The organism is Microbacterium phoenicis (assembly GCF_047302325.1).
Lineage (GTDB): Bacteria > Actinomycetota > Actinomycetes > Actinomycetales > Microbacteriaceae > Microbacterium.
This window is the reverse complement of the sequence record NZ_CP154849.1, coordinates 354466-368449: the sequence shown is the minus strand read 5'-3', so window position 1 is coordinate 368449 and position 13984 is coordinate 354466. Positions and strand designations below refer to the sequence as shown.

Sequence of the window (13984 nt, the reverse complement as noted above, 5' to 3'; positions counted from 1 at the left end):
CCCTGACGCTCTTTTCGTCTTACTCTGAGATAAAAGCAGACGGATGCCGCTCCCGCAAGACCGCCGGCACCGTCCCCGACATCGGAGCAGCCGTGGCCCCCATCTCCTCCTCTCCCACCGCGTCCCTGCGTCGCGCCGGCCGATTCGGCCTCGGGGCCGCACCGCTCGGCAACCTGTTCCAGGCGATCGACGACGCCGAGGCCGCGGCGATCGTCGACGGCGTCTGGGACAGCGGCATCCGCGTCTTCGACACCGCTCCCCACTACGGACTCGGCCTCAGCGAGCGACGCCTCGGCGCCGCACTCGCCGACCGACCGCGCGACGAGTTCGTCCTCTCGACGAAGGTCGGACGGCTGCTCGAGCCCGACCCGAGCGGTGCCGGTCGCCTCGATGACGAGGGGTTCGTGGTCGAGGCGACGACGCGGCGCCGGTGGGACTTCTCGGCCGACGGTGCGCGCCGATCGCTCGAGTCCTCACTCGAGCGGCTGGGGATGGACCGGGTCGACATCGTGCACCTGCACGACCCCGAGGGTCGCGTCGACGAGGCGATCGACGGTGCGCTCCCCGCCCTCGTTGAGCTGCGCGACGCGGGTGTCATCTCGGCCGTCGGCGTCGGGTCGAAGGACACTGCCACCCTCACCCGCATCATCGAGACGGGCATGGTCGACGTCGCCATGGTCGCGGGGCGGTACACGCTCCTCGAGCAGCCCGCCGCCGACGACGTCCTGCCCGCCGCGCTCGCCCACGGGGTCGACATCATCGCCGTCGGCGTCTACAACTCGGGGCTCCTCGCGACCCCGCATCCGGATCCTGTCGCGCCCTATGAATACGGCTCTGCGCCCGAAGCCGTCTATCGTCGAGCTGTACGTCTTGCGGACGCGTGCGCGGCGCGTGGAGTGCCGTTGCCCGTCGCCGCCCTGCACTTTCCGCTGCGGCATCCGGCCGTGGTGAACGTGACGGTGGGACTCGGCAGGGCGTCGCACGTGGCGCAGACAGCCGGATACATCAGCGAGCCGCCGACCGAGGAGTTCTGGCGCGGTCTCGAAGAGGAGGGCCTGGTGCCCGAAGGAGAACGATGACCGAGCACGTCCTGTGGTACCGCCGACCCGCGGAGACCTGGAACGAGGCCCTGCCCCTCGGCAACGGTGCGCTGGGAGCCATGTGCTTCGGCGGTGCGACCGACGCGCTCCTGCGCCTCAACGACGAGACCCTCTGGTCGGGGAGCCCCGCGAGCGAGCTCGCCGCCCCCGTCGTCACCGCCGACGAGGCCCGCGAGGCGCTCGCCGAGGCGCGTGCTGCCGTCGCCGACGGGCGTGAAGAGGATGCCGACCGTCACGTCCGCCGCCTGCAGCACCGCCACGCGCAGTCGTTCCTCCCGTTCGCCGACCTGCGCCTGCGCATCGACGGCGCGACCCCCGACCAGGTCGAGGACTACCGCCGCGAGCTCGATCTGGCGACCGCGACCCACGTCGCCACCGGAACGCGCGCCGGGGCGGGGCTGAGCCACCGCACGTGGATCAGCGCCCCGCACGGCGTGCTCGTCCACGAGCTCGAAAGCGACGAGCCGATCGACGTCCGCGTCGAGCTCGAGACGCAGCTGCGCGAGCTCGGCCGCGTCGAGATCGACACCGCGACCACCCTGCTCGTGCAGGCACCCTCCGACGTGACGCCCCCGCACGACGAGGTCGACGAGCCCGTCGTCTACGAGGATGGCGCCGTCTCGGTGCGCGGCGCCCTGCACGCCCGCATCCTCACCGACGGCACCCCCGTCCGCGGCGGCCGCGTGCTGCGCGCGACCCGAGTGACCGTCGTGCTCGCGACCGCCACGACCTTCACCGGGATGGGACGGATGCCGGCCGGCACCGAGCGTGCCGCGGCCCGCCGCGCAACCGAGCTCGTCGACGCCGCGATCGCCGCGGGGCTCGACGAGGTGCGGGCGGCGCAGCTGGCCGACCACGCGGCGCTGTACGACCGGACCGAGCTCGCGATCGGCGCCGCGCAGGGCCCCGAGCGCGACACCGCCGAGCGCCTGCGCGACCTCGCCCGGGACGGCGCCGTCGACATCGGCCGAGACCCGGGGGTCGCCGCGCTCCTCTTCCACTACGGCCGCTACCTGCTGATCTCGTCGTCGCGTCCCGGGGGGCTCCCCGCGACGCTGCAGGGCATCTGGAACCAGGACCTCCGCCCCGATTGGAGCTCGAATTACACGACGAACATCAACGTCGAGATGAACTACTGGGGCGCCCACACCGCCAACCTCAGCGAGACCGAGGAACCGCTCCTCGACCTCATCGAGGCGCTCGCCGACAGCGGCGCCGAGACCGCGCGTCGCCTGTACGACGCTCCCGGCTGGGTCGCTCACCACAACACGGATGCCTGGGGCTACACGCAGCCCGTCGGTGACGGTGTGCACGATCCCTCCTGGGCGTTCTGGCCGATGGCGGGCTTCTGGCTCTGCCTGCACCTCGCCGAGCGCGACGCGTTCGGTGTCGCCGACGAGTCCGAGCGGCGCCGTGCGTTCCGTCTGCTGCGGGGCGCGACCGCCTTCGCCCTCGCGTGGATGACACGCACCGAGTCGGGCGAGCGGGGCACCGCGCTGTCCACGTCTCCCGAGAACACGTTCCGCACCCGAGACGGCGGTTCGGCCGCCGTGGCCGAGTCGGCCACCCTCGACATCGTGCTGCTGCGCGCGCATCTCGACGAGTTCGTGCGCCTCGCACACCTCCTGGGGCATGAGGACGATCCGCTCGTGGCCCGGGCGCAGGACGCCCGTGCCGGCCTGCCCGAGATCCCCCTCGAAGACGGCGCGATCGCCGAGTGGCCCGGTGGCCGGGAAGCCGTCGACCCCCACCATCGTCATGTCTCGCCGCTCGTGTTCGCCTACCCGGGGACGGAACCCCTCACGCCCGAGCTCGGGGCTGCGGCATCCCGCTTCCTCGACCTTCGCGAGGACGAGTCGACCGGATGGTCGCTCGCGTGGAAGATCGCCCTGCGCGCCCGGCTCGGTCAGGCGGATCGCGTCGCGGACCTGCTCGCGCTCGTGTTCCGCGACATGTCGGTCGCCCGCGGGGACCACTCCGGCGGCCTCTACGACAACCTGCTCGCCGCGCACCCGCCGTTCCAGATCGACGGCAACCTCGGCTACGTCGCCGGCCTCGCCGAGTGCCTCATCCACTCGCACGGCGACGCGATCGGGCTGTTGCCGTCGTGGCCGTCGGCGCTCGGAGCGGGTTCGGTGCGCGGTCTCGTGGCGCGTCCCGGTGTCGAGGTCGACCTCGCGTGGGACGACGCCGGCGCCGTGACCTCCGCCCGCGCACGTGCCCGGGTCGCGTCGGCGCACGGCGCGAGCACCTTCCGGGTGGGCGACCGCGAGATCGAGGCGACGCTCGACGATGCGTGGAGCGTCCTCATCGGCGAGTGATCGCCTTCGCACAGCGCCTGTCGGGAATGCGCGCGTGACGCAGGCGTTTCCCCGACGTATGACACACGTAGGAATCATCGGAGCAGGTCACATCGGTTCGGCTGTCGCGCGCGGACTCGTCGCGCAGGGGCACCAGGTCGCGATCAGCAACTCGCGCGGTCCCCAGACGCTCAGCGATCTCGTCGCCGAACTCGGTGAGAACGCTCAGGCCATGACCGCGAAGAACGCCGCAGCATTCGGCGAATGGGTCGTCGTCACCGTCCCGCTGAAGGCCATCGACGACCTCCCCGTCGACGAGCTCGCCGGCAAGATCGTCGTCGACACGAACAACTACTACTGGGAGCGTGACGGCCACATCGCCGAGCTCGACGAGAAGAAGACCACGACCTCGCGCATGCTGCAGGACCGCCTGCCGCAGTCGACCGTCGTGAAGGGCTTCAACCACATCCCCGCCGCCGACATCACCACCGACGGCGCCCCCGCGGGCACGCCCGGCCGTCGCGCACTGGCGACCTCGAGCGACTCGGCCGACGCCGTCACCTTCATCACCAAGGTCTACGACGACTTCGGCTTCGACACCGTCAACGTCGGCGGCCTCGACGAGAGCTGGCGCGTCGAGCGCGACCAGCCCGCCTACGTCATCCGCCAGAACGCCGACGAGCTGCGCGAGAACCTCGCCCGCGCCGAGCGCTGAGCCCCGGCATCCGCGTCGAGCCGACGCGATCTGCGCTCATCTTCTCCGGATGGATGCCGATTGCGTCGGCTCGACGGCGTCGCGGGAGCTGCCGCGGTCAGCGCAGGTGCGCCGGCCGCGGCAGCTTCACGAAGAGCATGAGGACGAAGCCCACCACGAGCACGATCGCGATGCCGAGGATGCCCCAATAGGTCGCACCGAAGACCGTGATGAACAGCGTCCACATGCCCGGCGCCAGGAAGCTGACGACGCGTCCGGTCGTCGCGTAGAGGCCGAACACCTCGCCCTGCATGTGCTGGGGGGTCACGCGAGCCAGGAGCGAGCGCGTCGAGGCCTGCGCGGGACCGACGAAGGCGCAGAGCGCGAGACCGAGGATCCAGAACGGCAGCTTGCCCGCGTCGTGCAGGAGGAACACCCCCAGGGCCGACGCGACGAGACCCACGAGCGACGTGAGGATGATCGCGCGGGCGCCGAAGCGGTCATCGAGGCGGCCGGCGAGCACCGTCGAGATGCCGGCCACGAGGTTCGCGGCGATGCCGAAGAGGATGACCTCGTTCGGCGAGAACCCGAACGCGACGGCGGCGAGCACACCGCCGAAGGCGAAGACGCCGCCGAGGCCGTCGCGGTAGACGGCGCTCGCGAGCAGGAACCATGCCGTCGGGCGGTGCGAGCGGAACAGGTCGCGGATCGAGCGGAAGAACGCGCGGAACCAGGCGGTGAACCCGAGCGGCGGCTCTCCCGGGGGAGCAGGCGGTTCGGGGACGTTCCGGAAGAGCGGGATCGCGAAGACGATCGTCCACACGGCGCAGCCCGCGGCGATGAGCCGGTACGCGAGGCCGTCGGACGTGTCGAGACCGAACCACTCGACGGCGTTGAGGACGACGACGGCGACGAGGGCGAGGATTCCGCCGATGTAGCCGAGTCCCCAGCCGAGTCCCGAGACCTTGCCGACCGTGCGGGGCGTCGAGACGCTGACGAGCAGCGCGTTGTAGTTGACGCCGGCGATCTCGGAGGCCACGGCGCCGAGCGAGACGATGATCGCGCCGAACCAGAAGTAGGTCGGGTCGGCGAAGACGAAGAAGAGGCTGAACTGCAGAAGGGCGAGCAGCGCCGTCGCGATGAGCAGCCACCGCTTCTTGCGGCCCTTGCGGTCGGCGACCTGTCCGAGGATCGGCGCGAGCAGCAGGATCGCGAGTCCGGCGATCGTCGAGACGAGGCCGTATCCGCTCGACAGCTCCGCGAGCGCGGACTCCTTGATCGGGTCGTCGTCGGCGAGGCGGGCGACGTTCTCGGGAAGGAACGTGTCGGACACGAGGTACAACGACACGAAGACGAAGGTCAGGATGACCGAGTTGAACGGCTGCGTCGCCCAATCCCACATCGCCCAGGACACGACGTTCCTGCGGGCGACCGGTCGCTCCTCGAGGTCTTGGAACATCACGGGGAGGGCGCCGCTGTCGGCGGTGGCGGGGATCTCGGGCGTCCCGCCGGTGGTGCGCGTCATGAGCCGCACCCTACCCCGCGGCGGGGTCCTCGCGGTGACGCCGCGGGTGCGGCTCCGGAGAGCCGGGCGGATGCCGCATCCGCATCGGACGATGCAACATCGGCCACGGCGGGCGTCGGGGCCGCTCCTACGCTGGAATCGGGGCGACGTCGCGCCCGGGAAACGGAGCATCATGGAGCGCACACTCTCCATCCACTCGATCATCGCGGGGGCGCCGGTCGCCGGCTCAGGTGAGGAGATCTCGGCCGTCGCCGCCTTCGACGGCTCGCCGCTGGAACCCGCCTACCGGGCGACGAGCCCCGAGGAGTTCGAGCGCGCCGCATCCGCAGCCGCCGACGCGTTCGACGCCTACCGCGCGACCGACCACGAGACGCGCGCCGCCTTCCTCGAGCGGATCGCGGACGCGATCGAGGCGCGCGGCGCCGAGATCACCGAGCGCGGCGTCGTCGAGACCGGCCTGCCCGCGGCTCGCCTCGAGAACGAGCGGGGCCGCACGACGGGGCAGCTGCGCCTGTTCGCCGCCGTCCTCCGCGAGGGCAGCTGGGCGGGTGCGCGCATCGACCGCGCGCTGCCCGACCGTGCGCCCGCGCCGCGGCCGGACCTCCGCCGCCGCCTCGTGCCCCTGGGCCCGGTCGCCGTCTTCGGCGCCAGCAACTTCCCCCTCGCGTTCTCGACCGCCGGCGGCGACACCGCGTCGGCGCTCGCCGCCGGTTGCCCCGTCATCGTGAAGGCCCACCAGGGGCATCCCGGCGTCGCATCGCTCGTCGGCGACGCGATCGCCGAAGCCGTCGAGGCGTCGGGACTGCCCGGTGGCGTGTTCTCGCAGGTCTTCGGCTCGGGCCGGGACATCGGCCAGCGCCTGGTCGCCGACCCGCGGATCGCCGCCGTCGGCTTCACCGGCTCCCGCGCGGGCGGGCTGGCGCTCGTCCGCACCGCGCAGCAGCGCCCCGTGCCGATCCCGGTCTACGCCGAGATGAGCAGCATCAACCCCGTCGTCGTGCTGCCCGCGGCCGTCGAGGCCGACGGCGGGGCCATCGCGGCCGGGTACGTCGACTCGCTGACGCTCGGCTCGGGGCAGTTCTGCACGAACCCGGGCATCCTCGTCGTGCCCCGCTCCGCGGCGGGAGACGAGCTGCTGGGCCGCGTCGCCGAGCTCGTCCGCGGCCGCACGGGGCAGACCATGCTGACCCCCGGCATCCACTCCGCCTTCCGCGAGGGCGTCGACGCGCGCCGAGCCGCCGACACGGCGATCGTCGGCGAGGGTGCGCCCGGCGAGGGCCCTCACGCGCCCGCGCCGATCGTGTTCGAGGCGGATGCCGCATCGTTCGGCGACGCGCTGGCCGACGAGGTCTTCGGCGCCGCGGGCTTGGTGCTGCGGTACGACTCGGCCGAGCAGCTGCACGGCCTCGTCGACGGCCTCGAGGGACAGCTGACCGCCACCGTGTTCGCCGCGGAGGCCGACCACGAGGTGGCTCGCGGCCTGCTACCGGTGCTCGAGCGGCGCGTGGGACGCATCCTGTTCAACGGCTGGCCGACAGGGGTCGAGGTGACGTGGACGATGGTTCACGGCGGACCGTTCCCGGCAACCTCGGACTCGCGCAGCACGTCGGTGGGGGCCGCCGCGATCGAACGCTTCCTGCGGCCGGTGGCGTACCAGAACGTGCCCGCCGGGCTGCTGCCCGAGGTCGTCCGCGACGACAACCCGTGGGGCGTCCCGCAGCGCGTCGACGGCGGGATCGTGCTGCCCTGACGCCGGCGCCGCAACTCCTCAGATTCGGTGCGCGCCGCCCATCGGTCGAGGTGCAGCGCGCTCGTGAGCTGAAGATCTGAGGAGTTAGCGCCGCCCCGGCCGCGCTACTGGGCGAGCGCGGCCGGTCTCGGGCACCGGCGTGACGAGCCGGCCGTCCGCGAGGTAGGCGCGCAGGTTGTCGAGCACGAGCGCGGCCATGTCGGCGCGGGTGTCGACGGTGCCGCTGCCGAGGTGGGGGAGCAGCACGACGTCGTCGCGACCGAGCAGGGCGCTCGGCACGTGCGGCTCGTCGACGAAGACGTCGAGCCCGGCGCCGCCGAGGCGGTCCGCCTCCAGCGCGGCCACGAGGGCGTCCTCGTCGACGACCGACCCGCGGGCGATGTTGACGAGGTAGCCCTCCGGCCCGAGCGCGTCGATGACCGCGGCATCCACCAGTCCGACGGTGCCCGCCCCGCCGGCGACGGCCACGACGAGCGCGTCGCTCTCCCGGGCGAGGGTCACGGGGTCCGGAACGAACCGGTACGGCACGCCCTCGACGGGCCGCCTGCCTGAGTACGAGACCTGCACGCCGAAGGCGTCGGCCCGCACGGCGATCGCGCGGCCGATGCGGCCGAGCCCCAGGATGCCGAGGCGCGAGCCCGAGAAGCGCCGCGTGAGGGGGAAGGCGGATGCCTCCCACCGCCCCGCGCGGACGAACCGGTCGGCGGCTGAGAAGCCGCGGAAGACGTCCAGCAGGAGCCCCAGGGCGGTGTCGGCGACGCAGTCGGTGAGGACGTCCGGCGTGTGCGAGACGACGATGCCGCGACGGGATGCCGCGTCCACATCGGTCGTGTCGTAGCCGACGCCGAAGTTCACCACGGCCTCGAGGCGCGGCATCCGCTCGACGAGGTCGGCGTCGACGCCGGTGCGTCCGCTCGTGACGACGACCCGGGCGGCCTCGGCGACGGCGGCGAAGCCGGGGTCCGTGCGATCCGCCGGCAGGAGCGCGGCGGCGAAGTCCTCGCGGAGGGTCGCCGCCAGGTCGGGCAGCAGCGGGCCGACCTGGACGATCTCACCGGGGGTGGGACGGGATGCGGGGGGCGTCGTCATGCGGCCGATGCTAGGTTCGCGCAACGATGCGCGTCCAAGATCGAAAAGGCATGGATCGATCCGCTTACGACATGCAAGCCCGCGATCCGCGTGATCCTGCGGCAGACGGCGGCGCAGCGTCGCCCGAGAGGGCCGCCCCGCGGAATCGCGCGGAATCCCGCGGGTCCCGGCGTATTGACCTGACTCGGCGGTCTTCCACATTCTGAAACCGTCTCCGACCCGAGAGCGCTCCACCGGCTCCGGACCCGCGATGCCGCAGGAGACTCGATTCTGGAGGAACAACGATGTCTTCTTCTTCTTCACCCCGAACCCGCCGATTCGCGGGAGTCGCCGCCGGCGCCGCCGCCGCGGTCTTGTTCACCGGATGCGCCGTCGCGAACTCCGAGGGAACGTCGACCGGTGCCGACAGCGACGCCCTGCGCGTCGTGCTCTCGCAGGAGCCGCCGACGCTCGAGCCCTGCGAGGCGAACCTGACCTCGACCGGCGTGGTGGTGCGCAGCAACATCACCGAGCCGCTCGTCGAGCGCGACCCCACGACCGGTGAACTCGACCCGCTGCTGGCGACCGCGTGGGAGCAGACCGGCGACACCGAGTGGACCTTCACCCTGCAGGAGGGCGTCACCTTCCAGGACGGCTCGCCCTTCAACGCCGAGGCCGCCGCGTTCTCGATCGACCGCGCCGTGAACTCCGACCTCGGCTGCAACGTCGAGGGCTACGTCTTCGGCGACGACGACCTGGGCGTCGAGGCCGTCGACGACACGACCCTCGTGATCACGACTCCGAGCCCCGACCCGATCCTCCCGCTGAAGCTCTCGTTCATCGAGATCGTGCCGACCTCGACCGACACGTCGGCGAAGGTCCGCGAGCCGATCGGCACCGGCCCCTACGCCGTCGCGCAGTGGGATGCCGGGACCCGCCTCACGCTCGAGCGGTACGACGACTACTGGGGCGACGCTCCGGAGTTCGCCTCCGTCGAGTACCAGTGGCGTGACGAGGGCACCGTGCGCGCGGCGATGATCACGAGCGACGAGGCCGACATCGCGACCGGCCTGAGCGTCGACGACGGCATCGGCGACCTCGGCGTGGCGTACCCGAACAACGAGACCGTGGCGCTCCGCTTCACCGGCGACATCGCGCCGCTCGACGACATCCGTATCCGTCAGGCCATCAACTACGCGGTCGACCGTGAGGGCATCGTCTCGTCGCTCTACCCCGACGGCGACGTCGTGGCCGCGCAGCTGATCCCCGAGGGCGTCGTGGGCCACAACCCCGACCTCGAGCCGTGGGAGTACGACCCCGAGCGCGCCGCCGAGCTGGTCCAGGAGGCCGCCGCCGACGGCGTCGCGGTCGACACCCCGATCACGCTCGTCGCCCGCAACGCGCAGTTCCCGAAGGTCGGCGAGATGGCAGAGGTCCTGCGCGAGCAGATGGCCGCGGCGGGCTTGAAGGTCGAGCTGCGGATGGTCGACACGACGCAGCACCTGCAGTACCAGCTGCGTCCGTTCGTGACCAACGAGGGCCCGATCGCCCTGCTGGTCCAGCACGGCAACCAGGCCGGTGACGCCCAGTTCACCGTCGAGCAGTACATGTCCTCCACGGGCGCGCAGAGCACCTTCGGCACGGACGAGTTCGACGCGATCCTCGACGCTGCCTCGCAGCTGTCGGGCGACGAGCGCCAGCAGGCGTACGCCGACATCTTCGAGTACCAGAACGAGGAGATCGTGCAGTTCTCCTTCATCGCCCACCAGACCGGCATGCTCGGCATCTCCGACCGCGTGTCGTACGAGCCGAACTCGGCCTCGGGCGACGAGCTGCGGATCTCGCAGGTCACCCTGGCCGGCTGACGCCGAGTCGTACCGCTCGCCGAATTCGGGAGGAATCAGCCATGTGGAGCTACCTGCGCGGACGCATCCTGCAGAGCGCACTGCCCCTGGTCGCGGTGGTGCTGGGAGTCTTCCTCCTGGCGCGCCTGACCGGCGACCCCGCCAGCCTCTACCTACCGCTGAACGCGACGGAGGAGATGAGGGCCGACTTCAGCGAGCGGTACGGGCTCGACAAGCCCGTCTGGGCGCAGCTGGGCGACTACCTGGCCGGCGTCGTCCGGTTCGACTTCGGCGTCTCGATGCGCACGGGGGAGCCCGCTGCCGACATGGTGCTGCGGGCCTTCCCGGCCACGCTGCAGCTGGCCGCCGCCACGATGCTGCTCGCGGTGATCATCGCGGCAGTGGTCGGATGCTGGGCCGCGCTGAAGCCGAACGGCGCCGCCGACCGGGTGGCCAGCTTCACCTCCATGACCGCGGCCAGCGTGCCGGACTTCTGGCTCGCGATCATGGGCATCTGGATCTTCGCCATCTGGCTGGGCGTCCTGCCGACGTCCGGCACCGCGGGCGCCGCGGCCTGGATCCTGCCGGTCGCGGTGCTCATGATGCGCCCCGTCGGCGTGCTGACCCAGGTCGTGCGCGGCTCGATGGTCACCGCCCTCGGCCAGCCGTACGTGAAGGTCGCCCGCAGCAAGGGAGCGGGCGAGTTCTACATCGTCTCGCGTCACGCGCTGCGGAACGCTGCGGCTCCGGCGCTCACGGTCGCGGGCGATCTCACGGTCGGATTCATCAACGGCGCGGTCGTGATCGAGTCGATCTTCGGGTGGCCCGGCATCGGCAAGCTGATGATCGACTCGATCCTCATGCGCGACTTCCCCGTGTTGCAGGCCGCCGTCCTGCTCACCGCGATCGCGATCTTCGCCCTCAACATCCTGATCGACGTCTGCTACGCGCTGCTCGATCCGCGGGTCCGCCCCGCGGCCAAGCGGCGCCGCACGTCGAAGCCCACCACCGAGTCGACGAAGGAGCCGGCCCATGTCTGAACTCCCGGCCACGCAGAACATCCTCGCGCTCGAGGACCGCGCTCAGACGGGCCGGCGGGCGAGCCTGTTCCGGATGCTGCTGAACGACCCGGTCGCCACGGCGGCCGCCGTCATCCTCATCATCGTCGGCCTGACCGCGATCGTCGCGCCGCCCCTGCTCGGCGACCTCGCCCGCGCGCAGGATCTCGGCGCCCGCAACCTGCCCCCCTTCAGTGTCGCTGAAGGCTGGCAGTACATCCTCGGCAGCGACAGCCTCGGCCGCAGCATGATCGCGCGCATGATGGTCGCGGCCGGCACGACGCTCGGCGTCGCGGTGCCTGCGGTGCTGGTGGCGGCCCTCGTCGGTTCGGCCTGGGGCATCTGGGCCGGCTTCCACCGCGGCTGGCGCGAGGCGGTCTCGATGCGCATCGCCGACGTGATCATGAGCTTCCCGTCGCTGCTGCTCGCCGTCGTCGTGCTGTACATCTTCAACCCGAGCGCGGCGAACATCGTCCTGGTCCTGGCGGTCACCCGCATCCCGGTCTACCTCCGCACCGCACGCGCCGAGGCGGCCGAGCTGCGCTCGCGCATGTTCGTCGACGCGGCGCGCAACTTCGGCACGCGTCCGAACGCCGTCATCCGCCGGCACATCGTCCCGAACGTCCTGCCGACCCTCGTCACCCTCGCCACGCTCGAGTTCTGCTACGTCATGCTCGCCGAATCGTCGCTCAGCTTCCTCGGCATCGGCATCCAGCCGCCGGACGTCAGCTGGGGCCTCATGGTCGCGCAGGGACGCGAGTACCTCTCGCAGGCGTGGTGGCTGTCGGTTCTGCCGGGCCTCGCGATCGTCATCACGACCGTGGCGGCGAACGTGGTGGCCGCGTGGCTGCGCCTGGCGACCGACCCCGGGCAGCGCTGGCGGCTCGCTTCGAAGGGGCGCCGCCGGTTCATCGGCCGGGTGACGCCGCGCGCCACGCGTTGAGGACCGTCCGATGAGCGTCGAGGCGCTCCTCTTCCTCGCGCTCATCGTCTTCGTCGCCTCGTGCCTGCAGGCCGCGATCGGGTTCGGGCTCGGCATGGTCGCCGCCCCCTTCATCGCGATCGTCGACGCGTCGCTCCTGCCCGCGGTCGTCATCATGCTCGCGATCATGGTGTCGGCGGTCATCGCGGTGGTCGAGCGGGCCGCGCTCGACGTCCGGGGCGCGGGGTGGGCGCTCGTCGGACGGGTGCCCGGCAGCATCCTCGGTGCGGTCCTCGTCGCCGTCGTGTCGGCCCAGGCCATCGGCTGGCTCGTCGCCGCGACCGTCCTCGTCGGCGTCGTCGCGTCGCTGCGGGGGTGGATGCCGCGAGTCACCCGGACCACGCAGGTCGTCGCCGGAGGCCTCTCGGGGGTCATGGGCACCGCGACCTCGATCGGCGGTGCGCCGATGGCGCTCGTCTGGCAGGGGTCTGACGGACCGCGCCTGCGCGGCACGATGTCGGCGTTCTTCCTCGTCGGGTCGGTGGTCTCGACCATCGCGCTCGCGGTGCTCGGTCAGATCTCCCTGCACACGCTCCAGATCACGGGCCTGTTAATGCTCCCTGCGGCGCTCGGCATCGTCGCGTCGCGCTTCGCCGTCCGCCACCTCGACAAGCGGCGCGTCCGTCTCGTCGCGCTCGGCGCCTCACTCCTCGGCGCGGTGCTGCTGATCGGCACGCAGACGGCGGCGCTGCTCGCCGGCTGAGCGGCTCAGCGCACGCGGCGCTCGAGGGGTGCGCCGGCGGCGAGCAGCTCGAGGTTGCGGGCGATGTCGGCGGCGCGTGCGGCGAAGACCTCGCGCGCGTGCCCCGAGTGGTGCGGGGTGAGGACGGTGTGCTCGAACGCGGCCAGGCGGGCGACGGATGCCGGTGCCTCGGCGCCGGTCGGCGCTCCCCACCAGACGTCGATCGCGGCGCCGGCGAGCCGGTCGCCCGCCAGCGCCTCGCAGAGCGCGTCGAGGTCGATGACCGGCCCGCGCGCCACGTTGACGACGATCGCACCCGGCGGCAGGAGCGCCAGCTCGTGCGCCCCGATCGCGCCGCGGGTGGCGTCGCTGAGCGGGATGGTCACGACGAGCACATCGGATGCCGCGAAGAACGCGTCGCGCTCGTCCTCGCCGTACACCGTCGCATCCGTGAGGCCGTCGGGGAGCGCTCCGGTCACATGCCGGCGGAGGAATGCGATGCGCATCCCGAACGCCTGGGCGAGCCGCGCGACGGCGCCGCCGATCTCGCCGGCGCCGGCGATGCCGATGGTGCCCCCGGTGAGGGCGCGGTGGAACGGCACGTCGTCCGTGTTCATGACCGTGCGCCACGCGCCGGCCCGCATCTCGGCGTCGGCCTGCCGGGCACGGCGACGGAGCATGAGCGTCGTCATGAGCACGTGCTCGGCGATCGCCTCACCGTGGTGGCCGGTGTTGCATACGGCGGCACCGCCCGGCACCGAGCCCGGTTCGAGGCGGTCGACGCCCGCGCCCGTCACGTGGACGAGGCGGAGGCGCCCGGCATCCCTCGTCATCGCCGGCGTCAGCCGCGAGCACACGACCGCGTCGGCGTCGGTGAGCGCGTCGGCGATCTCGTCGTCGGTCGCTGCGGGCAGCAGCACGACGTCGCCGAGGACGTCGGCGAAGCCGCTGATGACGGGATCGGTGACGACGACCTTCACG

The 13984-nt window shown here is 72.0% G+C and carries 11 protein-coding genes; 8 read left to right on the top strand and 3 right to left on the bottom strand.

The window, feature by feature from the left end; genetic code table 11:
* Nucleotides 1–92 precede the first annotated feature (92 nt).
* From ABCU91_RS01765 to ABCU91_RS01755, 3 genes are read left to right on the top strand one after another with little or no spacing between them, the layout of a single operon-like run.
* Nucleotides 93–1079 (top strand): aldo/keto reductase, encoded by a 987-nt coding sequence (locus tag ABCU91_RS01765; protein WP_413354552.1) that lies wholly within the window; start codon nucleotides 93–95, stop codon nucleotides 1077–1079.
* The gene (locus ABCU91_RS01760; RefSeq protein WP_413354551.1) at nucleotides 1076–3421 is read left to right on the top strand and encodes a glycosyl hydrolase family 95 catalytic domain-containing protein; all 2346 of its coding nucleotides are present in this window, start codon (nucleotides 1076–1078) and stop codon (nucleotides 3419–3421) included. The genes ABCU91_RS01765 and ABCU91_RS01760 overlap by 4 nt, the downstream gene beginning before the upstream one ends.
* 58 nt (nucleotides 3422–3479) lie before the next feature.
* Entirely contained in the window at nucleotides 3480–4115 is a 636-nt protein-coding gene (locus tag ABCU91_RS01755) for an NADPH-dependent F420 reductase (protein WP_413354550.1), read from the top strand.
* Nucleotides 4116–4212: 97 nt separating this feature from the next.
* Here the strand turns inward: ABCU91_RS01755 and ABCU91_RS01750 are convergent, their stop codons facing one another.
* Nucleotides 4213–5619: an MFS transporter gene (locus tag ABCU91_RS01750; RefSeq protein ID WP_413354549.1), complete on the bottom strand. Its 1407-nt coding sequence runs from the start codon at nucleotides 5617–5619 to the stop codon at nucleotides 4213–4215.
* Between the two features lie 172 nt (nucleotides 5620–5791).
* On the opposite strand from ABCU91_RS01750, the gene ABCU91_RS01745 reads away from it, so the two are divergent.
* Nucleotides 5792–7369 (top strand): aldehyde dehydrogenase (NADP(+)), encoded by a 1578-nt coding sequence (locus ABCU91_RS01745; RefSeq protein WP_413354548.1) that lies wholly within the window; start codon nucleotides 5792–5794, stop codon nucleotides 7367–7369.
* 84 nt (nucleotides 7370–7453) lie between these two features.
* Here the strand turns inward: ABCU91_RS01745 and ABCU91_RS01740 are convergent, their stop codons facing one another.
* Entirely contained in the window at nucleotides 7454–8458 is a 1005-nt protein-coding gene (locus ABCU91_RS01740) for a 2-hydroxyacid dehydrogenase (RefSeq protein WP_413354547.1), read from the bottom strand.
* 284 nt (nucleotides 8459–8742) lie between these two features.
* On the opposite strand from ABCU91_RS01740, the gene ABCU91_RS01735 reads away from it, so the two are divergent.
* From ABCU91_RS01735 to ABCU91_RS01720, 4 genes are read left to right on the top strand one after another with little or no spacing between them, the layout of a single operon-like run.
* Nucleotides 8743–10302 (top strand): ABC transporter substrate-binding protein, encoded by a 1560-nt coding sequence (locus ABCU91_RS01735; RefSeq protein WP_413354546.1) that lies wholly within the window; start codon nucleotides 8743–8745, stop codon nucleotides 10300–10302.
* Between the two features lie 41 nt (nucleotides 10303–10343).
* A complete protein-coding gene (locus ABCU91_RS01730) occupies nucleotides 10344–11321 on the top strand; it encodes an ABC transporter permease (protein ID WP_091357397.1) in 978 nt (325 codons plus the stop codon).
* Nucleotides 11314–12282, top strand: coding sequence for an ABC transporter permease (locus tag ABCU91_RS01725; protein ID WP_413354544.1), 969 nt, complete (start codon nucleotides 11314–11316; stop codon nucleotides 12280–12282). The genes ABCU91_RS01730 and ABCU91_RS01725 overlap by 8 nt, the downstream gene beginning before the upstream one ends.
* Before the next feature lie 10 nt (nucleotides 12283–12292).
* A complete protein-coding gene (locus tag ABCU91_RS01720; RefSeq protein ID WP_413354542.1) occupies nucleotides 12293–13024 on the top strand; it encodes a sulfite exporter TauE/SafE family protein in 732 nt (243 codons plus the stop codon).
* Between the two features lie 5 nt (nucleotides 13025–13029).
* Here the strand turns inward: ABCU91_RS01720 and ABCU91_RS01715 are convergent, their stop codons facing one another.
* Nucleotides 13030–13983, bottom strand: coding sequence for an NAD(P)-dependent oxidoreductase (locus ABCU91_RS01715; RefSeq protein ID WP_413354541.1), 954 nt, complete (start codon nucleotides 13981–13983; stop codon nucleotides 13030–13032).
* Between the last annotated feature and the right edge of the window lies 1 nt (nucleotide 13984).